This window comes from Rhizobium sp. AAP43, from assembly GCF_001296045.1.
In the GTDB taxonomy this organism is placed as follows: domain Bacteria; phylum Pseudomonadota; class Alphaproteobacteria; order Rhizobiales; family Rhizobiaceae; genus Allorhizobium.
In genome coordinates this window covers 130,835-153,725 of sequence record NZ_LJHS01000005.1, presented here as the reverse complement: position 1 = coordinate 153,725, position 22,891 = coordinate 130,835, and the positions used below count along the sequence as shown (strand labels likewise).

Genomic DNA, 22,891 nt, shown 5'->3' with positions numbered 1-22,891 from the left:
TCCTTTCAGGTCAGGGCGACGGTCAGCCGAAAATGGCGCCGGTCGGCAGATAGACCTCGAGCAAGAAGGAGAAGATGAACCACCAGAGCGCTGCGTGAACAACTGCGCCAATAACCGAGAGTTTGGCCGATGCGCCGAACAACCAACCGGTGACGGCCGTCAGAACGAAGATCGAAGCCGCAAATCCGAGTGGTTCAAGCAGCGCAACGCTGATGATCAAGGTCAGCGGAATGGCCAGGATGCGAACAAGTGCCTTGCCTGTGGGAAAGCTTTCGGCCGATCCTGGAAACTTCATGTAGATCAGCCCGAAGAGACCGAGCAGGATGGCGAGCATAACCGGGACAAAGCGCGGTCCAAGCGGATCGGAGGAGAAGGCATATTCGATCCGGCTACCGCCGATGCCATAGGCGACGGCAAGACCAAGCAGGACGATGGCGCTGATCCGGCCGATAAGGTGATGGGTTCTGGTATTTTCCGACATGTATTGCTCCCAGCAGCCGGGATTTGCCGCGACAACGATCGGCGGCAGGTCCGAATTCATGAGGCCGGCTTTGTGGATCCGGCATTGGTGGAGGGATCAGCCCCCGGCGCGTTAAGGCCGGGGGATAGTCGATGCCGCCCCAACGAGCGGCATCGCCTGCGACATCAGAGACCGGCTTCCTTGGCCAACGTCTTGAACTTCGCCACATCGGCCTTGACGCGATCGTCGAATGCCTGACCGATCAGGGTGAATTCGAACAGGCCGCGATCCTGGCGTTCCTTGGCGAATTCCGGCGTCTTGCTCATCTCTTCGAGGGCCTTGACCCAGAAGTCATAGTCGGCGGCGCTGACATCCTTGCCGACATAGTAACCGCGCCAGACCGGCCATTCGATATCGAAGCCAGCTTCCTTGGCTGTCGGGATTTCGGCAAGTTCGCCCGGCAGGCGATCCGGCGACATGACGGCGAGAATGCGGACCTTGCCGGCCACATGGTGCTTGCCCATTTCGGCCGCATCACCGGCACCGATCTTGACATGGCCGCCTTCGAGTGCGGTCAGAACCGCGCCGCCGCCTTCAAGCGCCACATAGCGCATGTCCTTCGGCTCATGGCCCGCGGCCTTGGCAATCAGCGAACCCTTCATCCAGTCCTGCGAACCGACGGCGCCACCGCCGGCAATCGCGAAGCTCGAAGGATCAGCCTTGTAGGCTTCAACGAGTTCGGCCATCGACTTGTAGGGCGAGTCTGCCGCAACAACGATGACGCCATAGTCGGCACCGAGTGCGCCAAGCCAGCGCACGGCGTTTTCGTCATACTGACCAAACTTACCCTGGGCGATCAGCAAAGCCGAACCGGACGATGCAGCCGTGATGAGATTGCCGTCGCTGCCGCGCTTGCCGATCACATGGTTGTAGGCCACGGCGCCGACGCCGCCTTCCATGTAGGTAACAGCCATGGGCTCGGAAATCTTCTTGGTCGCCAGAAGCGCATTCGCAGCCAGGCGGCAGGTCAGGTCGAAACCACCGCCAGGCTTGGCGCCGGCCAGGCATTCCGGCTTTGTCGGCTCGGCCATGGCGCTGCCACCTGCAACGAGCGTTACGACGGCCGCACCGGCCAGCATCTTCATCATGGTATGGATCATTGTATTCTCCCGAGTTTGAAACACCCGGAAAACCCTCTCGACACGAAAAGTGCGCACGGCCACAAAAGGGCATGCGGGCAGCTCTGCGATGGCGTGAGGATCCTCCCTCATGACCGGGTTCAGCTCTCTCCCTCGACCGGTCGACCATCTAGCTATGCCTCGAACCTGTCATAATACTGTCTAAACGGTAAACGCGTGTGGATCGGCATTAACCAGCCGTCTTGGCAGCGCTGAGCCGCTTGATTGGCACCCGCATCCGTGTAAGCGTCTGCTCATGCGCATATTGCTCGTGGAAGACACGCTGGATGTTGGCGAGGCAATCTCGCGTCGCTTCGAGACCATCGGCCACACGGTCGACTGGCAAACCGATGGCCGTGCCGCGTCGGAAATCCTCGACTTCACCGAATATGATCTCGTCATTCTCGACGTCATGCTGCCGGGGCTCGACGGCTTTTCGGTGCTCAAACGCCTGCGGCAGAGCCGGAACACGGTGCCTGTCCTCGTGCTGACGGCCCGCTCCGAGATCGACGACCGGGTCGGTGCGCTCGATCTCGGTGCCGATGACTATCTGGTCAAGCCTTTCGACTTCCGCGAACTCGAGGCGCGAGCCCGCGTGCTGATGCGCCGCCGCACCGGCGGTGAGGCGACCAATGTGATTACGGTCGGCGATATCTTGCTCGACCGCTCGCAGCGTTCAGTCCGTATCGGCAATCGCGAGGTTCAGCTCAAGCGGCGCGAAATGACACTTCTCGAAATCTTCGCCAGCCGTCCCGGCCGCGTCTTTTCCAAGGAGCAACTGCTTGATCAGTTGTTCGGCTTTGATGAAGCCGCCGGCCCGAATGCGATTGAGCTCTATGTCGGTCGGCTGCGCAAGAAGATTGAAGGCGGCAGGGCGCGCATCGTCACGGTACGCGGAATAGGATATCAGCTGGTGACCGATGCAGAGGACTGAGCCTTCTCTTTTTTCCCGCCTGGTTATCCGGGTAACCATGGTTCTCGCTGGCGGCGCCGCGATCCTCATGACGGCGGCCTGGATCTATGCCAAGGCAGCCGCAGATGAGGCCTATGATCGGCTCCTGCAAGGGGCGGCAATCCAGATCCTCGACAGCCTGTCGGTGGTCGATGGAAAGATCGAGGTCAATCTGCCACCAAGCGCCTTCGAGCTTCTTGGGCTCGCGCCACGCGACAAGATCTTCTACCGCGTCGTTCTGCCGGATGGCGAAACCCTGACCGGCTATGAGGATCTGGCAGAAGAAGCCGATCTCAACACACCGCGTGCGACACCGCTCTTCCAGACCATCACCTATCGCGATCAGGAGGTTCGCCTCGTGATTACCAGTCGGGCCATGGCAGACCAGAGCGTCGGCGGCTGGGCGCATGTCGCGATTGCCCAGACGGTCGAGGCACGGCACGCTTTGACAACGGAGCTGACCACGCGCGCTTTTCTTCTGGTCGCGCTGATGAGCCTCCTCGCACTCGGCGGAACGATCATTGCCGTGCGTTACTCTCTGCGCCCCCTGGATGCCTTAGGCGACACCCTGCGTCGACGCGACCCACAGGACCTTACTCCACTCGACGTCTCGGTCCCCCGTGAACTCGCGCCCTTCGTCGGCTCGATCAACCACTTCATGCGAAGGTTGGACGAGCGACTGAGGCTCCTGCAGCGCTTCATCGCCGACAGCGCCCATCAGATCCGCACGCCGCTGACAGCGCTGTCCGCTCAAGTCAGTCTGATCGACGAAGAGGCGATGGCTGAAAGCGACCGCCGGCATCTGAGCCGCGTGAAGAGCAGAACGGCTGAACTGGCGCGGTTCACCACGCAATTGCTCAACCATGCCATGGTCATCCATCGCTTCGATTCCGTCCAGCTTTCCCCGGTTGACCTGACCGACGTCGCCCGCAAGGCATTTCGGGCAGCCGTGCCGATCACCATCGATCCCGATACGGTGGTGTCCTTCGAGGCGCCGGACGAACGTTTGACCATTCTGGGGGACGGCCTCAGCCTGCGCGAGGCCATCGTCAACATCATCGACAATTCGCTGCGACACGGCACCCTGCAGAAACTCGAGGTCCGCATCCAGCGCCGGGGCAACTACGCGCAGGTCGAAGTTGAGGATGATGGGCCGGGGATTGCCCCCGCTGACTGGCAAACCGTGACCAAGCGTTTCGTATCGTCAAAATCCGGCGAAGGAAGCTCCGGCCTTGGCTTCGCCATTGCCGCCGAAGTGGCTGCCGCACTCGGCGGCTCCTTGTCATTCCGCGAAAAGACGGACGTGACCGATTTCGCCGTCGTGCTTGAACTGCCGCTGATGAGGGAAGAGATCGTATGAAGCCAATAGCGACAGGACACCTCGCCGCTGGGCTATCGCTGATGCTGTGCCTTGCTTCAGTGCAGACACACGCGGCAGAGGGCGAGCAGCTCCTCCTCCCGGCACTGGGCAGCGAGCGGGTAAGGCTCGTAATCAATGCTGCGACCGATGCAGATGCGATGCGGCCACTCATCCTGGATTTTCAGCAGATGGCCCCGGATGTCACCGTCGAGTTTAACGACTATGTCACGAATGACCTGTTTCGCGAGGCGGAAATGGCCTGCGCGATGGGCAACGCCTTCGGTGACCTGCTCCTGTCGTCATCCGTCGACCAACTGGTCAAGCTTGCCAATGACGGCTGTGCCCAGACCCATCGTTCGCCTGAAACAGAAAACGTTCCTGCCTGGGCCAACTGGCGCGACGAGGTTTTCGGCTTCACTTTCGAGCCGGCTGTGATCGTCTATGACAGTCGCCGCGTGCCCCCCGAAGACGTGCCGCGCTCCCATGTTGAAATCGCCGAACTGTTGCGCGCCAAGCCTGAGGTCTATCGCGGGCGCATTGGCACCTATGACATCGAAGCTTCGGGGGTTGGTTATCTCCTGGCGTTTCACGATGCCCTGCAGGCACCGACAAGCTTCGGCCGGCTGCTTGAAAGCCTCAGCCGCGCCGATGTGGTGACGCGATGCTGCAACAATGAAGTGCTGGGCGAGATCAACAATGGCAAGCTGCGGATCGCATACAATGTTCTCGGTTCCTACGCCTATGCAGCCTCGTTACGCAATTCCGACCTGAAGGTGCTTATTCCGCGGGACTATACCTTGATCCTGTCACGCGGCGCACTGGTGCCCCAGCACGCGGCGCATGTTGGCGAGGCACAGCGTTTCCTGGATTATCTTCTGTCGCCCCGCGGCAAGCAGGTTGCCCGGGAGCAGGCCTTCTTCTTTGCCGAGGGGGCGCCTCTGCCACAGGGCGTCGACGGGCCATCCTCATCGCTGATCGAATCGGGAATCGGCAGACCGATCCGCATCGGCCCTGCCCTGCTAGCAGCCCAGGACCGGGCCACACGACAAGGCTTCATCGAAAATTGGGCAGCGCTGTTTCGCCCTTCGATAAAAGGGACCGATCAGTGAACGGATCGATCCCTTCTTATCTCAATCAGGCAGCGCGGGCATTGCCCGGCCGGGATGCCTGCGTTTGCGCGGCCAGTTTGAAGCGGTTGACGAGCTGCATCAGCGCATCGGCTTCATCCGCCAGCTGGCGTGTCGCGGCATTGGTTTCCTCGACCATGGCCGCATTGCGCTGGGTCATCTGATCCATCTCATTGACGGAGGCATTGACCTCGGCAAGGCCCATTGACTGGTCGCGGCTCGCCGTCGCGATCACGGCCACCCGATCGGCAACGGTGACGATATTGGTGGAAATCTCTGCCAGCACTGCGCCTGTCTGCTGTACGAGCTTTGCACCGGAGGCGACCTCAGAGCCTGACTTGTTGATCAGATCCTTGATCTGCTGGGCGGCCCCCGCAGACCGCTGAGCAAGTTCACGAACCTCCTGGGCGACGACGGCAAAGCCCTTGCCGGCCTCGCCGGCGCGCGCCGCCTCAATGCCCGCATTGAGAGCAAGAAGATTGGTCTGGAAGGCGATTTCATCGATCACATCGATGATCTGCACGATCTGGCCGGACGCGTTTTCGATCCGGCCCATGGCCTCGATCGCGCTGTTCACGACGACAGACGAGGTATCGGCCCGAGACTTGGTCTCCGCCACGATCTGATTGGCTTCCTCAGCCCGTTCAGCCGAAGACTTGACCGTCACCGTGATCTGGTCGACAGCCGCCGCCGTCTCCTCCAGCGAAGCCGCCTGCTGTTCGGTCCGCTTGGCCAGCTGGTCCGCAGCGCTGGTCATTTCAGCCGCATTCCGCTGGATCATGTAGGTGTTCGAGCGGATATGGGTGAGCGTATCCTGCAGACGCTCCAGCGAACTGTTGAAATCCGTGCGCAACTGTTCGAGGCGCCCCTGGAACGGGGTATCGATTGTCTGCGAAATATCACCCTGCGACAGGCGTCCAAGCCCCGCGGCCAGCGCACTGACGGCGAAGTCGATCTGGCGATCAACCTCCTGCTTTTCGAGATCATTGCGACGGCGCTCGTCTTCCGCCTGTACGCGTTCGGCCTCGCTGCGGCTTTCGATTTCGATCTTCGACAGGGCATTTTGCTTGAACACGCCAAGCGCACGGGCCATTTCGCCGATTTCATCGACGCGCGCCTCGCCATTGATCTTTGTGTCCAGAACACCTTCGGCCAGCCGGCGCATGGCACCGGTGATCTGGCCAATCGGCCCCTTGAAGGTCAGCACCAGGCCGATACCGGCAAAGATCGAGATCAGGATGCCGAGCATCGTGGCACCAATGGAGATCGAATTGGCGTCGCGGCGCTCTTCGCCGGCGCTCACCTTCTGCATCTCGGCGAAGCTGGTCAGTTTCGTCCAGATCACATTGAGGTCACTGCCGGCCTGCTCAAAACTCGCCTTGCGGTCCTTGCTCACCTTGACGAGATCCAGGCTTGCCGCCTCCATGCTTGCAACGGAGCGCTCGAGTTCCTGTGTCACGGCGACGAGCGACGGCTGATCGGCAGCCACCTCCGCCAGCGATGCGAGTGCTTTGCGGGCGGCGGCAAACTGCTGCTGCAGCAGCGCCTGATTCTCGTCGGTCGGCTCCAAGAGGAACCGAGCCATCATGATCTGCAGCGAGTAGCCGACAGAAATCATCTGGCGACCGTTTGTCAGCACGGTCTGAGCCTTGGCGAGCGGCGCATCCAGCTCGGCGAAACGGATGGTCGCGTCCTTCATCTTCTGCTGCGCGGCAAGGCCGAGATAAGCATTGAGCTGGGTGAAATTGCGCAGATTGCCGGTCACCGCCGTGATGGCATCTTCCGAGCGATCCCCGGCGTCAATAAAGGCCTTGAGGTCCGTGGCAATCTTGTCGAGTGTCTTGGCAGCCGACTTGTTGGCCTCCGGAAGGACGCTGACCAGCAGCTTCTGACGCTCGACGAGTTCGCCGAGGCGGCCCTTCACGACTTCAAATTTTTCATCCGGCGTCTTGGCCTTGGTGTAGGCAGAATTGGTTTCAGTGAGGAATGTGCCCGTGCTGCGAATGCTTTCCGCCTCGCGGAGCATGGATTTCGCCATCGTATCGTCGGACTGGATCTTGGTTTCCGTGCTCATCATTGCAGCCGTGGCACGGCCCTGTGCGGCGACGACAGCCCCATTGCCATCCTGAAGTGTACCGATGAGCCCACCTTCAGCCTCATGCAGCTTCCACAATTCGTCGACATGCGTGACAACCGTATCGACCAGAGCGCTGGCTTCGTTGAGCTCCGCGCGGCCGCCGGCATCAGGGCCGAGCTGCGCGAGCGTAGCTTTCAAGTTGTCCTGCTGCTGCTTCAACTGACGGGTCAGATCGTCCCGTGCTTCCGGCGTCGTCTCGGCGAGGAACCGCGTCATCGAGGCCGACACGTCGCGGAATCCACTCAGCGACTGCAGGACGCTGTTCGAGATCTCAATGCGCCCCTGCAGCAAACCCGAAGCATAAAGCCCTGTAAAGCCGACTGCCGAGATGCTGATCACGAAGGGAAGGATGAAGATCAGCACCTTCGTCTGAATGCTGAAACGCGACAAAATGCGGTCGATAAACACTCTAAATCTCCTCAATACCGGATGCCGAACGGAATCCGGGATCGTCTGCTCCCATGAATCATCCGAGAATGGGGCGACAAACCTAATTCCCCCTTAATAAAGGGATCGCAGATTTATCATCATCTGTGCGCCACGAAGTCGTCAGAACACATCCGGATCGTCTCCACAGACGTAGTCCGATTTGAAATTATGCTGGAAAGGGAAACACATGCGGCAAAGGCTTGCGATCATCGGTGCGGGTATTGCCGGCTTAAGCCTCGCGCGGGCGCTTGGAAATTCGGCAGACGTGATAATCTTTGAAAAGAGCCGCGGGCTTGGTGGGCGAATGGCCAATCGGCGGCGCGAGGGCTATGCCTTCGATCATGGAGCGCAGTTCTTCACAGCCCGCTCTGAAAGCTTCAAGACCGTCATCGAACGCGCCCGCGCGTCGGAGGCCGTGGCGCCGTGGCCCGAACGCGTTCCAACGCTGTCTAGGGCGGGACTTCTTCCCGACGATCGTCCTGATCAGCTGCGGTATGTCGGCACGCCCGGCATGAACAGCCTGGCGAATGCACTTGGACTGGAGCTGACAATTCGCAAAGAGGCAACGGTCGGCGGCCTGATCGACACCCCGGATGGCTGGCATCTGCGCGATGGCGAGGGCGGCGATCTTGGCCGGTTCGACTGGGTAATATCAACCGCGCCCGCGCCCCAGACAGCGCGACTGATGCCGGACGCGTTTTCGGGCAAGGCCGCGCTGGAGCGCGTCCGAATGAGCGGATGCTTCACCCTGATGATCGGCCTTGAGCAAAGCTTCGATCCGGGCTTCGAAGCCGCAAGAATCGAGGACACCGTGCTGAGCTGGATCGCCGTCGACACAAGCAAGCCGGGTCGTGGCAGGAACGGAACAAGTCTCGTGCTCCACAGCCGCAACGACTGGGCCGAGGCCAATTTGGAGCGTGAGCGAAGCGCCGTGACAACCCACATGCTGGCGGCAGCGGGGCATCTCCTCCGGCGCGACCTCACCCATACCGCCTTCATCGACCTGCATCGCTGGCGCTATGCCAATGTCGAGGAGACAGCTGGCCAGGATTACCTGCTCGATCACCAAAGGAAGCTTGCCGCCTGTGGAGACTGGTGCCGCGGCAACCGTGTAGAGGCGGCCGTGGAAAGCGCCGAGGCACTGGCAAGGGCTCTTCTGCCCTATTTCCGAGGATGAGCATGACACTTGGCGTGGACTGACCAGCCCCATGACAAGGCAAGTTGCATCTGGCGTTCCAGCCACACTCAGTTTTTTTCAGCATAGCCTGTAAGAACGATGAACCTCACGCGACTGAACTGGTGCAAACTGCAAACTGCAAGCTTGCAGTCAGGCGGTCGATAGGCCGCGCCACGACCAGGGGAACGGTGATGAGGGAATTGGGCGAACATGGAGCCTATGCAGATGGCCGAGCCGTAGCGGCGTTTCTCGCCGATGGCGTCTACTTGAGCGATCTGAGAAGCCGCATGCTGAAGTTCGCCAGCTTGCAGTTGTCCGATCGCAGTCTCGCCGAAGATGCAGTGCAAGAGGCTCTGGCTGGCGCTTTGCGCAATGCCGACGCCTTTGCCGGTCGCTCCGCCTTTCGCACCTGGGTCTTCGCCATTTTGCGCAACAAGATCGCCGACCAGTTGCGACACAAGCGACGGCAATCTGCTCTCATTGCCATGCCTCTTGGCGAAGACAATAATGATGACGACAGATCCTTCTTCGACGCCAAGGGGCATTGGTCACCGGAAAACAAGCCATGCGACTGGGGCAATCCGGAGGAAGAACTGCTCGGCAAAGATTTCTGGAGGGTCTTTGAAGCCTGCCTGGATCACCTCCCGCCGGATCAGGGTCGCGTCTTCATGATGCGGGAATTCGTCGAGATGGAAACGCCCGAGATCTGCGCCGAAGTCGGCATAACCGTCACCAATCTGCATGTGTTGATGCATCGCGCGCGCCTGCGTTTGCGCAATTGCCTCGAAGGTCACTGGTTCGCACCGAAGGAAAACTGATCATGCTGAAATGCGAAGAAGCGACAAAACTGGCCTCCGACGGTATGGATCGTCGCCTGTCTCTGGCCGAATCCCTCGGCCTCAAACTGCATCTGATTGGCTGCGGCGCCTGCACGAACTTCAACCGCCAGATCAGACTGATCGGCAGCGTCAGCCGTCGCTTTGCCCGGCAGAGTTCAGCCGCGACGGAGGACTGATCAGTCGTTGCCCAATCTCTCGCCCAAGACTTCGATTGAACCAAGAAGCTCAATGGCCAGCCGCGTGGCCGCCCCCGTTGCAACCGCCATCTGCGGGAGGATCATCCATTCAAGCGTCCAGGCGGCCCCCGAACGCTCCTGCTCGTGAACCAGCGCCTGATGCAGGCCGGAGATCTGCACCGCATTGAAACGGGCAAGCGAAACCAGCACCTCCGCCTTCACCGGATTGCGCTTGTGCGGCATGGCCGAGGAAGCACCGCCGCCGCCAATTGCGGCCGTTCCGTCGCTGGCCATCAGGGCGAGGTCCTGCCCCAGTTTTCCAAGGCTGCCTGAGATCTGTGACAGGAGGCCACCGATCTCGACGATTATCCCGCGCTGGCTGTGCCATCGTGGTCGATCGGCAAGGCCGAGCTCCGACGCCAGCCGGCTGCGGACGGCAAGCCCCTTGTCGCCCAGTTTTTCCAATGTGCCCGCAGCACCGCCGAACTGAAGCGGGAACCCCGTTTCGACCATGCGTGCAAGGGAGCCTCGAAGATCGACCAAAGGCCGCCTCCAGGTTTCGATACGGTCAGCGACCGTGATCGGGATGGCGGCCTGCATCCGGGTGCGACCCATCAGTGAATGGCTGCCGAACCGGTCATGCACATCATCAAGACCATGAACAATAGTGCCGAGCCGCTGATCGAGGATCCGCGAGACGGCCTGCAGCCGAAGCATCAGGCCGGTGTCGATCGCATCCTGGCTGGTCGCGCCGAAATGCAGCTCTGGACCGTGCTCGCCCAGCGAGGCCCGCCACTGCCGCACCAGATCCGGAATGACAACGCCGTCCCTGGCCACCGCTTGCTTCACCGCATCGAGGTCGGCGACGAAATGCTCCGGCAAGGCACCGATCGCCGCCGCAGCAGCCTCCGACACCAGCCCCTCTTCGGCCTGGACTTTCGCCAGCGCCACCTCAAACGCAAGCAGCGCTGCGAGTTCGGCAGCCAGCGCAAACTGTGCGGCAACCACTTCGTCCCCGAGAAGGCCCGAGAGGATGGGATGGTCGAAAACGGATGCGGTCATGCGGGTCTCGCCTTTGCCGTCAGATATCGAAGAAGACGGTTTCCTTCTCCCCCTGCAGGTGGATGTCGAAGTGGTAAGTCGAACCGTTCGGCTCTGCAATCAGCGTTGGCACGCGAACCCTGTGCTCGATGCGGGCTAGCACCGGATCTTCGGCATTGGCCGCCTCTTCGTCGGCGAAATACATCCGCGTGTTGAGGCCGAGATTGATGCCGCGGGCGACGATCCAGAACGAGATATGCGGCGCCATCAGGCGACCATCGCGAAAAGGCACCCGGCCGGGCTTGATCGTCTCGAACTGGTATTCGCCGCTGGTCAGATCACAGGGGCAGCGCCCCCAGCCGGTGAAGTTCGGGTCCGCACTGCCACGCGTCTCCGACGGGCTGTTGTAAAAGCCAGCCGCATCCGCCTGCCAAATCTCGATGAGTGCGTCCTTCAGCGGCGTGCCGGCGCCATCGATCACGCGGCCGGTCACGGCGATGCGCTCACCGAGTGTCTTGTCGTTGACCATGGTGGTGCCGAGGTCGACGGGATAGACGCCCTTGATCTCGGCAAAGTTCGGCGTGAGGCCGATATGCACGTACGGGCCTGCAGTCTGCGACGGGCTTTCCTTGAGATAGTCGAGACCCTGAACCATCAGTTTCCCTCCATCCGGTTTTCAAACAGCGTTGACCGACGCCCACGCAAAATGATGTCGAACTTGTAGGCCCGCGCATCCATCGGGATTGTCGCCGCCCAATCGAGCGCTGCGACCAATTGCTCGATGGCCGCTCGGTCGGGAATCGTCATCACGATCGGACATTTCCAGATCATCGGATCGCCCTCGAAATACATCTGGGTGATCAGGCGCTGGGCAAAACCATGTCCGAAGATGGAGAAATGAATATGCGCCGGCCGCCAGTCATTGACGCCGTTGGGCCAGGGATATGGACCCGGCTTCACTGTCCGAAAGGCGTAATAGCCATTCTCGTCGGTGATCGTGCGCCCGCAGCCACCGAAATTGGGGTCGAGGGCAGCGAGATAGCTTTCCTTCTTGTGGCGATAACGCCCGCCTGCATTGGCCTGCCAAAACTCCAGAAGCGCGCCCGGCACCGGTCGTCCGCGCTCATCGAGTACACGGCCATGCACGATAATCCGTTCGCCGATGGCGCTCTCACCGGGCTTGGCGAAATTGTGGATCAGATCGTTGTCGAGTTCGCCCAGCATGGAATGACCGAAGACGGGGCCGGTGATTTCGGACTTGGTCCCATCGAGCGACAGCAATGCCTTCTGCGGTGATCGCAGCACGGATGTCTTGTAGGTCGGAGTCAACGCTGGCGGATGCCAGTCGCGGTCGCGGGCGAAGAAGGCCCCGGTTTCAGGCTTGTTGTTGGAAGGATCAGTCATCGCGCCCTCCTCCGGACGGTTCGGAATCCATCTTTTGAAACTCGGTCTTGGCGATCTTGAAGGCCCGGTTGGCCGCCGGCACGCCGGCATAGACAGCAACATGCAGCAGCGCTTCGCAGATATCGTCGCGGCTGGCCCCCGTATTGGCCGTCGCCCGGATATGCATCGCAACCTCCTCGTCATGGCCAAGTGCCGCCAGAAGCGCAATGGTCACCATGGACCGCTCGCGCTTGCTCCAGGTCGGGCGTGACCAGACCGTCCCCCACGCACCCTCGGTGATCATCTCCTGAAATGGCGCATCGAAGGTGGTCGCCGACTGAGAAGCACGATCGACATGGGCATCACCGAGTACGGAACGACGGGTCACCATGCCCTGTCGGTAGCGTTCGGACGGGTAACGGCTCTCAGCCATGGGGCGCATCTCCAGAGACGACCATTGCAAGGAAGGCTTCGATGACGGCGGTCAGCGCTTCGGGCTGCTCGACGCAGGGAATGTGGCCGGCGTCGCGGATCACCTCATAGCGCGCCGAGGGAATGAGCCGGGCAAGCGACAGCACCAGATCCGGCGGCGTCGCGCCATCCTGATCGCCCACCACGCAAAGCGTCGGAACAGCAATTCGGGCCGCTGCCTCGGTAAAATCGGCATCGCGAATAGCAGCGCAGGTTCCGGTATAACCGTCCGCCGGCTGGCGGCTCATCATGTTGCGATAGCCCGGAAGTGCCGGATTGTCGGCCTGCCGGAAGCCAGGTGTAAACCAGCGCTCCATCACGGCATCGGCAATGCTCTCGATCCCGGCCTCCTCGACGGCAGCAATCCGGGCATTCCAGGCGTCCGTCGTGCCGATCTTGTGGGCCGTATCGCAGAGAACCAGTGCCCTGACGAGATCGGGACGGTGGGCATAGAGACCCTGGGCGATCAGACCACCGACGGAAAGGCCGCAGATCACGGCATTTTCGATCTTCAGATGTTCGAGAAGCCCGACAAGGTCATCAACGTGATCGCCGATTGTGTAGGGCGCTGACCCGACATCCGAGAGACCATGGCCACGCTTGTCATAGGCCAGCAGCGGATAGTCACCGGCCAGCCGCACCAGGACGTCACGCCAGATCCGAAAATCGGTTCCAAGCGAATTGACGAACACCAGCACTGGGCGATGTGCCGGTCCGCCGATGATCTGATAATGCAGCGCAAGGCCATTGATATCTACGAATTGCACGGCGGGCTCCTCTCTCGGCGACATATTGCGCATGCTGTTTGGTTCGGTAAAATGACGTTTTGGACGCTACACCTAACCAAATGGTTATGGAATCGAATGATCGACAACCGCATCAAGTTTCGCCATCTCCAGACATTCGTCGAGGTCGCCCGGCAGAAAAGCGTAATGAAGGCAGCTGGACTTCTGCATGTCAGCCAGCCTGCGGTCACCAAGACCATCCGCGAACTGGAAGACGTGCTCGGCGTAGCCGTCTTCGAGCGGGACGGTCGCGGCATCCGCATTACCCGCTATGGCGAAGCCTTTCTCAAGCACGCCGGTGCGGCGCTGACGGCACTGAGGCAAGGCTTTGACAGCGTCTCGCATGCGCTGCATGCCGATGCACCGCCCATCCGCATCGGCGCCCTTCCCACGGTTTCGACGCATATCATGCCGCAGGCGATGACGCTTTTCCTCAAGGAGGATGTCTCGGCCCGGATCAAGATCGTCACAGGTGAAAACGCGGTCCTGCTCGAACAATTGCGGGTCGGCGATCTCGATCTCGTGGTAGGCCGCCTTGCCGCACCGGAACAGATGGCGGGATTCTCGTTTGAACATCTCTATTCGGAGCAGGTCATCTTCTGCGTCCGCGACGGCCATCCCATGCTCGATGAGGGCCCGGGCGTCTTCGCCGCGCTGGACCGGTATCCGGTGCTCATGCCGACACGCGCCTCGATCATCCGGCCCTTTGTCGAGCGCTTCCTGATTGCCAACGGCATTTCCGGCCTGCCGACCCAGATCGAGACCGTCTCTGACAGTTTCGGTCGCGCCTTCGTGCGCCAGACCGATGCGATCTGGATCATTTCCGCCGGTGTCGTCGCAACTGACATTGCCGATGGTAAGCTCAAGGCCCTGCCGTTCGACACCAGCGAAACCAGGGGACCGGTGGGCTTGACCGTCCGTTCGGATTCCATTCCCTCCATGCCACTGGCACTGCTGATGCGCACAATCCGCGAAGTGGCACGGAACACTGCGGCGGCATGACACTCAGGCAAGCATGGTGCGCAGCCGCGCCTGCAGCGCCTGCATGGGGCCAAGACAGTGTAGACCAAGCTCTGAGGCCGGAAGAACAGCCGCCGGTGCACCGACATTGATCGCGGCCACCACACGTCCGCGCTCATTGCGAACAGGCACGGCGATCGAGCAGAGACCGATTTCCAACTCTTGATCGATCACCGCATAACCCTGGCTGCGCACCCGGGCGATCTCCGCCATGAGCGCAGATTTCTCCGTCAGCGTATGCACCGTATGCGCCTTGAGAACCGATGCATCGAGAATGGTAGCGACGTCGGTGTCGGACAGGGCCGCAAGCAGGACACGCCCCATCGAGGCACTATAGGCAGGCAGGCGGGATCCGGGCATCAGGTTGATCGACATGACCCGCTTCTGCGATGCGCGGGCGATATAGACGACCTCGGTGCCATCCAGCACCGAGGCGGAGGCGCTATGCCCGACGATCTCCGACAACTGGTCGAGATGGGGCTGCAGCAGGATCGGAAGCGGCGTTGCCGAAAGCCAGGCATGGCCGAGCCGCAAGACCTTGGGCGTCAGCGCGAAGAACTTGCCGTCATAATCCGCATATCCCTGATCGGCGAGTGTCAGCAGACAACGCCGTGCAGTCGCCCGGTCAAGCCCGCTGATCTCCGCCGCCTCGGTGATGCTCAGCCTCTGGCGCTCCGGCCCGAAGGCTTCGATGACCTTGAGGCCCTTGGCAAAGCCCCCCATCAGATCGCGCTCACCCATCGCCATCCTCGATCTTTCCGTGCGATAATCGAACAAAAATCGCATATCGCACAAAACTCTTGCTGTCTATCCGTCGCTTGGCTTAGGTCTGAGGTGACGATGCGGCTGGCCGCAACCAGAGGAAACGGGAGTTCCCATGGACAAGACAATTGCAAACCTGGCGGAAGCGGTGGCCGGCATCGGCGATGGTGCCACCGTCATGATCGGAGGCTTCGGCGGCTCCGGCGCACCGATCGAGCTCATCCACGCGCTCATCGACAAGGGCCCGAAGAACCTGACGGTCATCAACAACAATGCCGGCAATGGTCGCATCGGCATTGCGGCCATGATCGACGCTGGCATGGTCAAAAAGATGATCTGCTCCTTCCCGCGCTCTTCCGACCCCCGCGCTTTTACCGACCGATATCTGGCGGGCGAGATCGAGCTGGAACTGGTTCCGCAAGGCACGCTTGCAGAGCGTATACGCGCAGGCGGCGCCGGCATCCCGGCCTTCTACACGCCGACAGGCTTCGGCACGGAACTGGCCGAAGGCAAGGTCATTGCGGAGTTCGATGGCCGCAAATACGTGCAGGAACGCTGGCTGAAGGCCGATTTTGCCATCGTCAAGGCGCATCTCGGCGATACCATGGGCAACCTGACCTACCGGATGGCTGGCCGCAACTTCAATCCGCTGATGTGCATGGCCGCTGCCAAGACCATCGCCCAGGTGTCCAAGATCGTCCCACCCGGCGGCATCGACCCCGAACAGGTGATCACCCCCGGCATCTTCGTCGATGGGGTTGTTGAAGTCGAAAACCCGCAACAGGAAGAAGCGCTGATCCGCGCCGGAGTGGTTTACGCATGACCGAAGCCCCAGCCATCGACACCCGCGAGGATATCAAGCTCTCCAATGCCCAGATCGCCTGGCGCGCGGCCCAGGACATCGAGGACGGCGCCTATGTGAACCTCGGCATCGGCTTCCCCGAAATGGTGGCCAAGTTCCAGCCACCCGGCCGTGAAGCGATCTTTCATACCGAAAATGGCGTGCTGAACTTCGGCGAAGCGCCTGCCGCCGGCGAAGAGGACTGGGACCTGATCAATGCCGGCAAGAAGGCGATCACGCTGAAGCCGGGTGCAGCCTTTTTCCACCATGCCGACAGCTTCGCCATGGTCCGCGGCGGCCATCTCGATGTCGCGATCCTCGGCGCCTATCAGGTGGCCGAAAACGGTGACCTCGCCAACTGGCGCGTCGGCTCCAAGGGCGTTCCCGCCGTCGGCGGCGCCATGGATCTGGTACACGGTGCCAAGCAGGTCGTCGTCATCACCGAACATGTCACCAAGGACGGCAAGCCGAAGCTCGTCGAGCGCTGCAGCTTCCCGCTGACTGGCGTCGGCTGCATCACCCGCGTCTATACGAGTCATGCCGTGATCGACATCGTCGACGGCAAGTTTGTCGTACGCGAAAAGCTTGCCGCCATGTCGATGGACGAACTGCAGGCCATGACCGGCGCCAAGCTGCATACGGACGGTCCGGTCGCCGACCTCGTCGTGCCCGCGCTGTAAGGAGTAGAAGCCATGACCGAAGCCTTTATCTGCGACTACATCCGCACGCCCATCGGCCGTTTCGGCGGATCGCTCTCCTCCGTCCGGGCCGATGATCTCGGCGCCGTGCCGCTGAAGGCACTGATGGAGCGCCACGCCGGCATCGATTGGGAAGCCGTCGAGGACGTGATCTACGGCTGCGCCAACCAGGCCGGCGAAGACAACCGCAACGTTGCCCGTATGTCACTGCTGCTGGCCGGCCTTCCGGTCTCTGTGACGGGCACCACGATCAACCGCCTCTGCGGCTCCGGCATGGATGCGGTCATCACCGCCGCCCGCGCCATCAAGGCCGGTGAGGCAGAACTGATGATCGCAGGCGGCGTCGAAAGCATGAGCCGTGCCCCCTTCGTCATGCCCAAGGCCGAGACAGCTTTCTCCCGCAATGCCGAGATCTACGACACGACTATCGGCTGGCGCTTCGTCAATCCACTGATGAAGAAGCAGTATGGCGTCGATTCCATGCCGGAGACCGGCGATAACGTCGCAATCGATTTCAAGGTTTCCCGCGAGGATCAGGATGCCTTTGCCGTGCGCAGCCAGGCAAAGGCGGCGGAAGCGCAAGCAAATGGCCGGCTGGCGAAGGAAATCGTTGATGTCACCGTACCGCAGCGCAAGGGTGACCCCATCATCGTTGACCGTGACGAGCACCCGCGCGCAACCTCTGTCGAGGCGCTCGCCAAGCTGAAGCCGGTCAACAAGATGGACGGCGCCACCGTCACCGCCGGCAATGCCTCGGGCGTCAATGACGGAGCCGCCGCCCTGATCATCGCTTCGGAAGCTGCCGTAAAGAAATACGGCCTCAACCCCATCGCCCGCATCCTGGGTGGTGCGACCGCGGGCGTTCCGCCGCGCATCATGGGCTTCGGCCCAGCCCCGGCCTCGAAGAAACTGCTCGCCCGCTTAGGCCTGACGCAGCAGCAGATCGACGTCATCGAACTGAACGAAGCCTTTGCCTCCCAAGGGATCGCCACACTCCGCGATCTCGGCATTGCCGACGACGACCCGCGCGTCAACCGCAACGGTGGCGCGATTGCGCTTGGTCACCCGCTCGGCATGTCGGGCGCCCGCATCGCCGGAACGGCAGCGCTGGAACTCAGGGAAATCGGTGGGCGCTATGCGCTCTCCACCATGTGTATCGGTGTCGGCCAGGGCATCGCGATCGCCCTTGAACGGGTCTGATACCACAACAAGGTGCCCCATAGGGGCGCCTTTTTCGCTTCAGGGGTTGAGGAAGGTCAGGATCAGCTGATGGACCGCGCCACCCGGTGACATCTCGACCTGATCATATTCGCTATGGCGTGCGCCATGCGCATCCGAGATCGGTTTGAGCTGCGCCTGAAGTGCTGCACGGACCTTCTTGCAGCCAGGGTCATTCTGGGCACTGAGGCCGATCGAGACATCCTGAATCTGCTGCGTCAGGTCCTGCATGAACTGTCCATGCAGCTTTTCATGCGCCGCGATCCCGTCATAGAAACGATCCCACTTCGCCTGAACATTGGACGGCAGTTTCTGTGTGGGTTTCGGCAAGGTATAGGTGATGATGAGCTTTGGCTTGGCCGTTGCCAGCACGCAATCAGCACCCTGCTGCTGATAGTCCCGCTGCCAGGTGAGCTTGAAACTCGTATGGGCAATCACCCGACCGAGACCGAGTTTGGGGCCGCGCTCGCCGATCGATTGGTAAAGCTCCATCGGAGCCGTTCCCTTGATCGAGTAATGCTCAATTTTTTCGATCGGCTCCCAGCTTTGAGCCGAGACATTGCTCCCAAAGAGACTTGCCGCCGCCACGAGTGAGATAATTGCCTGCTTGATCACGCGGGGGAGCCTCCGTTGCTGGGAGGTTTGCCATAGCGACGAATTGCGGCAGCAGCAACCAGGACAGGGCATACACGTATTGCCAGATCCTGCGAAAACGCTTTGCGCTAAGTTAAGATCTTCTGTTGTAGAGTGTGCAAAACTACCACTTTCAGGAGGTGTAGTCCGAGTGACGGATGATACCATGATGGGCCGCATGCGCAGGATCTTGGTCAGCGCGATCCGATTGTTGAAGGTACCGAATGACAATCCGGAGCTGACGCTCGCCCAGTTCGGCGCCTTTTCCAAACAGGTCCCGCTGCTCTATTTTATTCTGGGAACGAATATGCTGTCGCTCGCCTGGACGCACCAGGGTACGGCACCTGCAGCCTTGGTCACCTATGTCCCGGCATTCCTCGTATTGGTGTTCTTCGCCCGCTCGCTCATCTGGTTGAAAAGTCGCAAGGTCAGCCGGACTGCAGAGCAGGCCTATCGGCAATTGCGCGCGACGAACATCCTGTCCTTCCCGATTGCCGTGGTCTGCACCCTCTGGGCACTATCGGTCCTGCCCTATGGCGATGCATATCAGAGAGCACATGTCGCCTTCTTCATGGCAATCACGGTCATCGGCTGTATCTTCAGTCTGATGCATTTGCGCTCCGCCGCCATGATGGTGACGGTAACGGTGACAATCCCCTTCTTCGTCGCCATGTGCCTGACGGGCGAACCGACCTTCATCGCGACGGGGATCAATGTCATTCTCGTCACCATTCCGATGATCATGATCCTTCTGGACCAGTATCGCGACTTTCGGACCTTGAACGAATCCCGCCACGTGCTTCTGCAGCAGCAGAAAGCGCTTCAGGATCAAAACAAGGCCATGCAGGCCCTGTCCGATGAGAACCTGCGCCTGGCCAATCTCGACACACTGACGCAGCTTGCCAATCGTCGCAGCTTCTTCCAGATGCTGGAACGGGCCTTCGCACGGGCACGCCAGAGCGGCGAACGCCTCGCTGTCGGCGTGATCGATCTCGACGGCTTCAAACCCGTCAACGACATGTATGGTCACGCAGCTGGCGACAAGGTTCTCGCCGAGATCGGCCTGCGCCTCGGCGGCATCACCGAAAGCAGACTGACCGTCTATCGCCTTGGCGGCGATGAGTTTGCCCTTTTGCTCGAAGGTGATGCATCAGAAGGCCGTGTCACAGCGCTGGGCCAGACGATCTGCGACCTGATCGCCAATAGAATCAATATCGGCAGCGGCCTTGTACAGGTGACGGCATCGGTCGGCTTTGCCATCTATCCGGATGTCGGCGGTTCGGGCCAGGAAATTTACGAGCGAGCCGACTATGCCCTCTATACGGCCAAACGCCGCCACCGGGCCGGATCGGTCATCTTCAACGCGGTGCAGGCGGACGAACTGACACGCCAGAAGATCGTCGAAGACGCAATGATCGCAGCCGACCTGGAGCGCGAACTCTATCTGGTCTACCAGCCGATCAGCCATGCGGACGACTTAAGCTGCACCGGCTATGAGGCGCTTGCCCGCTGGCAGAGCCCGCGCATTGGGTCTGTCTCTCCGGCGGAATTCATTCCGGTCGCCGAACACAATGGTCGCATTACGATGATGACCCGCATCCTCTTGGAGCGGGCACTCGCTGTTGCCGCGAATTGGCCGAAGGATGTCTATCTCTCGTTCAATCTCTCGCCCCACGACCTCAGCTCACCGGATAACTGTCTGAAGATCGTCGCGATCGTGCTGAAGAGCGGCTTCAATCCGGCCCGCATCAACTTTGAGGTGACGGAGACGGCGATCATGCACGACTTCGAACAGGCCAGCGCCTCTATCCAGCTGCTGCGTGAACTCGGTGCCGGCATCGCCCTCGACGACTTCGGTACGGGCTTCTCCAGCCTCAATCACGTCCACAAGCTGCCACTGACCAAAATCAAGATCGACGGCAGCTTTGTGCGCAACATCCACCAGCGCAAGACGAGCTACAAAATCGTCAAGTCTGTCCTGGCGCTGAGCGCGGATATGGAACTCGATGCGATTGCCGAGGGCGTGGAAACGCTGGAGGAACTGCAGGTTCTGCGGGCGCTCGGCGTCAGCTCGGTACAGGGCTACTATGTGAGCAAGCCGATCACGGCCGAAGAGACATTCGCACAGACACCCGCCGAAATGCCCCTGGTCAGGATATCCTGACGGGGGCGTCTGCCAGCCGCTGCATTTCCTGCTTCAACTGACGGACGGTTTCCTCGTCCGTCCGGCGCCGGTCGCGACTTTCGAAACCGAACTCAACAAGACGCGCAGCAACCGCCACCGGCTGGCTGCAAGACGCATGCAGTTCGACAATGCCGGGGATCGACAGGAAAGCCGCCGCATTCTCCGGCCGCACACCGCCGCCCGGCATGATCGATATCCGCCCAGCGGCCGCAGCTGCGATCCTCGACAGTTCGGCAAGCCCTGTCACGGCATGACGGGCGCCACCGGACGTCAAAATCCGCTTGAAGCCGAGGGCGATGGCGAGATCAAGAGCCTGTGTGAGGTCCGGTGCAAGATCGAAGGCCCGGTGCAGGGTCAGATCCATGCCGGATGCGGCATCAACCAGACTTTCGAGCACCGCAGGATCCAGCCGCCCATCGGTCTGGGCAGCTCCGATGACAACGCCGGCAAGCCCCACCTCTTTCGCCACCCGGATATCGTCTAGAATGATGTCGATTTCGGACGCTTGATAGTGGAAATCGCCAGAACGCGGCCGGATCAGCGCATGGACGGGCAGTGGCTGTCTCGCTGCAAGGTGCATCAGCCCGGCAGACGGGGTCAGGCCTCCCGCATCGAGGGCGGAACAGAGTTCGATGCGATCGGCCCCACCACGAACCGCAGCCTGAAGCCCTTCAGCATCATCGACGCAGATTTCCAGCAATGACGGCATCATGCAGTTTCCCCCTCACCCGCAACCAGCGGATCGCCGCCTTGTGCCACCTCAGGCTTGCGCCGCATCCGGGACGCCGAGCCGTCAAGGAACCAGAGGAGGGCAACCCCGCACAGTCCGGCCAAGGCACCAATCAGCGCCGTGCCCGAATAGTCGCTGAGGCTGGTGCCCGTTGCAAACAGAAGCGAACTCAATCCACCGCTGACAAAGATGTTCACCGCGATCAGCGAGCTGCCGAGACCAGCCCGGTCGGCGATCAGGTTCTGCAGATAGCTGATCGGCACGGCGATGATTGCGGCCGCGCCGAGACCGCTGACGAGGGTCAAGACGTAGACGTCGACCCGGCTGTCGGCAAAGCCGAGAAAAACGAGGTAGCTGCAATAGATCGACGCCCCAACCCCGACGGCAAAGATGGGCGATGCGCGAGCCTCGACCCACCCCCAGAACAGGATGAAGAGGATCTCGAGAAAGGCAACGATGCCGACGATGATGCCAACATCTGCGGCACTGCCCCCAGCCGCCCCAGTAACGATCAGCGGCAGCACCGTACCGTTGACATGCAGCATGGAGGAAATGAGCGCGATGGCGAGCAGCCGGACCAGCACCGGCGGTGCTGCAATCTGCCCCAGCGAGCGGAGAAAGGAATGGTCGACACTCTTGGTCAGCCCCGCCACCGGCGTTTGCTCCTTCACACCAAAGGTGAACAGGGCGACGCAAATGCAGCAGGCGAGGCTCGCGAGCAGAAAGGCCGGCAACATGCTGGGCGCACCGGCAAGCACAATGCCAACAAGGCCCGGCACCAGAACCCAGGAGGCCGACAGCACGGCCCGGATGGCGGAGTTCACCGCCATCAGTTCGCGGGCCGACATGCCTGATGAGGAGGTGCGCACATGCGCGAAGATCAGCGAGTTGAGCGCGCCGAAGATCGGGAGGAAGATCAGGGTTGCAACGACGAAGACGGGCGCTGTCGGAAAGACATAGACCATGCCGAAACCGACCACGCCGAAAAGAGCGGCCGCGATCATCGAGGAGCGAAAACGGCCGAGACGGTCGGCGACAATGCCGGCGGTGACGCTGGCGCTGACATTGACGAGCGCTGCCGTGAAGATGATCGCCGAATAGACGGCGTCTGACAGCCCAAGCTCCCGGATCCCGATCAGCGACATATAGGGTGATGTCGCGGCCCCGGTGAAACCGAAGAAGAAGATGGCGAGCGCACTCACCCGGATGGGCGGATGCCGAAAGAGAAGCGAAAGCGTCGACGACATCGATGAACTCAAAAATGATGTGACTGCCACCGACGGGCGGCA

The 22,891-nt window shown here is 61.1% G+C and carries 23 protein-coding genes; 11 read left to right on the top strand and 12 right to left on the bottom strand.

From position 1 onward, the window contains the following. Nucleotides 1–22: 22 nt before the first annotated feature. Together IP76_RS04220 and IP76_RS04215 are read right to left on the bottom strand one after the other, a co-directional pair. Nucleotides 23–481: a tripartite tricarboxylate transporter TctB family protein gene (locus IP76_RS04220; protein WP_054157372.1), complete on the bottom strand. Its 459-nt coding sequence runs from the start codon at nt 479–481 to the stop codon at nt 23–25. A gap of 164 nt (nt 482–645) precedes the next feature. Continuing rightward, nucleotides 646–1,620, bottom strand: coding sequence for a tripartite tricarboxylate transporter substrate binding protein (locus IP76_RS04215; protein WP_245281382.1), 975 nt, complete (start codon nt 1,618–1,620; stop codon nt 646–648). Between the two features lie 274 nt (nt 1,621–1,894). On the opposite strand from IP76_RS04215, the gene IP76_RS04210 reads away from it, so the two are divergent. From IP76_RS04210 to IP76_RS04200, 3 genes are read left to right on the top strand one after another with little or no spacing between them, the layout of a single operon-like run. Continuing rightward, nucleotides 1,895–2,572, top strand: a complete 678-nt coding sequence (locus IP76_RS04210) for a response regulator transcription factor (RefSeq protein ID WP_054156938.1) — start codon at nt 1,895–1,897, stop codon at nt 2,570–2,572. A gap of 37 nt (nt 2,573–2,609) precedes the next feature. Further along, nucleotides 2,610–3,950, top strand: a complete 1,341-nt coding sequence (locus IP76_RS04205) for a sensor histidine kinase (RefSeq protein ID WP_245281381.1) — start codon at nt 2,610–2,612, stop codon at nt 3,948–3,950. Further along, nucleotides 3,947–5,059 carry an ABC transporter substrate-binding protein gene (locus IP76_RS04200; protein ID WP_054156936.1) on the top strand — a complete coding sequence of 371 codons (1,113 nt, stop codon included), beginning with the start codon at nt 3,947–3,949 and terminating at the stop codon, nt 5,057–5,059. The genes IP76_RS04205 and IP76_RS04200 overlap by 4 nt, the downstream gene beginning before the upstream one ends. A 25-nt stretch (nt 5,060–5,084) precedes the next feature. On the opposite strand, the gene IP76_RS04195 is transcribed toward IP76_RS04200, so the two are convergent. Beyond that, nucleotides 5,085–7,622, bottom strand: coding sequence for a methyl-accepting chemotaxis protein (locus IP76_RS04195; protein ID WP_054156935.1), 2,538 nt, complete (start codon nt 7,620–7,622; stop codon nt 5,085–5,087). A gap of 208 nt (nt 7,623–7,830) precedes the next feature. On the opposite strand from IP76_RS04195, the gene IP76_RS04190 reads away from it, so the two are divergent. From IP76_RS04190 to IP76_RS04180, 3 genes are all read left to right on the top strand, one after another. Beyond that, a complete protein-coding gene (locus IP76_RS04190; RefSeq protein ID WP_054156934.1) occupies nt 7,831–8,820 on the top strand; it encodes an NAD(P)/FAD-dependent oxidoreductase in 990 nt (329 codons plus the stop codon). Between the two features lie 191 nt (nt 8,821–9,011). Next, nucleotides 9,012–9,638, top strand: coding sequence for a sigma-70 family RNA polymerase sigma factor (locus IP76_RS04185; protein ID WP_054156933.1), 627 nt, complete (start codon nt 9,012–9,014; stop codon nt 9,636–9,638). A gap of 2 nt (nt 9,639–9,640) precedes the next feature. Continuing rightward, nucleotides 9,641–9,835, top strand: coding sequence for a zf-HC2 domain-containing protein (locus IP76_RS04180; protein WP_054156932.1), 195 nt, complete (start codon nt 9,641–9,643; stop codon nt 9,833–9,835). Here the strand turns inward: IP76_RS04180 and IP76_RS04175 are convergent, their stop codons facing one another. The 5 genes from IP76_RS04175 to pcaD are packed head-to-tail and all read right to left on the bottom strand — an operon-like array spanning nt 9,836 to nt 13,497. Further along, a complete protein-coding gene (locus tag IP76_RS04175; protein ID WP_054156931.1) occupies nt 9,836–10,897 on the bottom strand; it encodes a 3-carboxy-cis,cis-muconate cycloisomerase in 1,062 nt (353 codons plus the stop codon). A gap of 19 nt (nt 10,898–10,916) precedes the next feature. Then, nucleotides 10,917–11,531 (bottom strand): protocatechuate 3,4-dioxygenase subunit alpha, encoded by a 615-nt coding sequence (gene pcaG / locus IP76_RS04170; RefSeq protein WP_054156930.1) that lies wholly within the window; start codon nt 11,529–11,531, stop codon nt 10,917–10,919. Next, nucleotides 11,531–12,280 (bottom strand): protocatechuate 3,4-dioxygenase subunit beta, encoded by a 750-nt coding sequence (gene pcaH, locus IP76_RS04165; RefSeq protein ID WP_054156929.1) that lies wholly within the window; start codon nt 12,278–12,280, stop codon nt 11,531–11,533. Before pcaH ends, pcaG begins: the two co-directional genes overlap by 1 nt. Beyond that, nucleotides 12,273–12,692 (bottom strand): 4-carboxymuconolactone decarboxylase, encoded by a 420-nt coding sequence (pcaC, locus tag IP76_RS04160; RefSeq protein ID WP_054156928.1) that lies wholly within the window; start codon nt 12,690–12,692, stop codon nt 12,273–12,275. Before pcaC ends, pcaH begins: the two co-directional genes overlap by 8 nt. Beyond that, nucleotides 12,685–13,497 carry a 3-oxoadipate enol-lactonase gene (gene pcaD, locus IP76_RS04155; RefSeq protein ID WP_054157370.1) on the bottom strand — a complete coding sequence of 271 codons (813 nt, stop codon included), beginning with the start codon at nt 13,495–13,497 and terminating at the stop codon, nt 12,685–12,687. The genes pcaC and pcaD overlap by 8 nt, the downstream gene beginning before the upstream one ends. A 96-nt stretch (nt 13,498–13,593) precedes the next feature. Between pcaD and pcaQ the strand changes: the two genes are divergently transcribed. Next, the gene (gene pcaQ / locus IP76_RS04150) at nt 13,594–14,517 is read left to right on the top strand and encodes a pca operon transcription factor PcaQ (RefSeq protein ID WP_054156927.1); all 924 of its coding nucleotides are present in this window, start codon (nt 13,594–13,596) and stop codon (nt 14,515–14,517) included. Nucleotides 14,518–14,520: 3 nt separating this feature from the next. Here the strand turns inward: pcaQ and IP76_RS04145 are convergent, their stop codons facing one another. Further along, nucleotides 14,521–15,276: an IclR family transcriptional regulator C-terminal domain-containing protein gene (locus tag IP76_RS04145; protein ID WP_054157369.1), complete on the bottom strand. Its 756-nt coding sequence runs from the start codon at nt 15,274–15,276 to the stop codon at nt 14,521–14,523. 136 nt (nt 15,277–15,412) lie between these two features. On the opposite strand from IP76_RS04145, the gene IP76_RS04140 reads away from it, so the two are divergent. Genes IP76_RS04140 through pcaF form a run of 3 tightly spaced genes read left to right on the top strand, consistent with a single transcriptional unit; the run spans nt 15,413 to nt 18,036 of the window. Further along, nucleotides 15,413–16,120: a 3-oxoacid CoA-transferase subunit A gene (locus tag IP76_RS04140; RefSeq protein WP_054156926.1), complete on the top strand. Its 708-nt coding sequence runs from the start codon at nt 15,413–15,415 to the stop codon at nt 16,118–16,120. Next, nucleotides 16,117–16,818, top strand: coding sequence for a 3-oxoacid CoA-transferase subunit B (locus IP76_RS04135; protein WP_054156925.1), 702 nt, complete (start codon nt 16,117–16,119; stop codon nt 16,816–16,818). Before IP76_RS04140 ends, IP76_RS04135 begins: the two co-directional genes overlap by 4 nt. Nucleotides 16,819–16,830: 12 nt before the next feature. Next, nucleotides 16,831–18,036 carry a 3-oxoadipyl-CoA thiolase gene (gene pcaF, locus IP76_RS04130; protein ID WP_054156924.1) on the top strand — a complete coding sequence of 402 codons (1,206 nt, stop codon included), beginning with the start codon at nt 16,831–16,833 and terminating at the stop codon, nt 18,034–18,036. Nucleotides 18,037–18,075: 39 nt separating this feature from the next. Here pcaF and IP76_RS04125 read toward each other — a convergent pair whose 3' ends face one another. Then, complete coding sequence (locus IP76_RS04125) at nt 18,076–18,669, bottom strand: DUF922 domain-containing Zn-dependent protease (protein ID WP_245281380.1); 594 nt, start codon at nt 18,667–18,669, stop codon at nt 18,076–18,078. A gap of 169 nt (nt 18,670–18,838) precedes the next feature. Here IP76_RS04125 and IP76_RS04120 point away from each other — a divergent pair, with 169 nt between their 5' ends. Next, nucleotides 18,839–20,851, top strand: coding sequence for a bifunctional diguanylate cyclase/phosphodiesterase (locus tag IP76_RS04120; protein ID WP_156318466.1), 2,013 nt, complete (start codon nt 18,839–18,841; stop codon nt 20,849–20,851). Here IP76_RS04120 and IP76_RS04115 read toward each other — a convergent pair. After that, a complete protein-coding gene (locus IP76_RS04115) occupies nt 20,838–21,584 on the bottom strand; it encodes a copper homeostasis protein CutC (RefSeq protein WP_054156922.1) in 747 nt (248 codons plus the stop codon). The two genes, IP76_RS04120 and IP76_RS04115, sit on opposite strands and share 14 nt — an antisense overlap. Next, entirely contained in the window at nt 21,581–22,849 is a 1,269-nt protein-coding gene (locus IP76_RS04110; RefSeq protein WP_082352399.1) for an MFS transporter, read from the bottom strand. The genes IP76_RS04115 and IP76_RS04110 overlap by 4 nt, the downstream gene beginning before the upstream one ends. Nucleotides 22,850–22,891 lie beyond the last annotated feature (42 nt).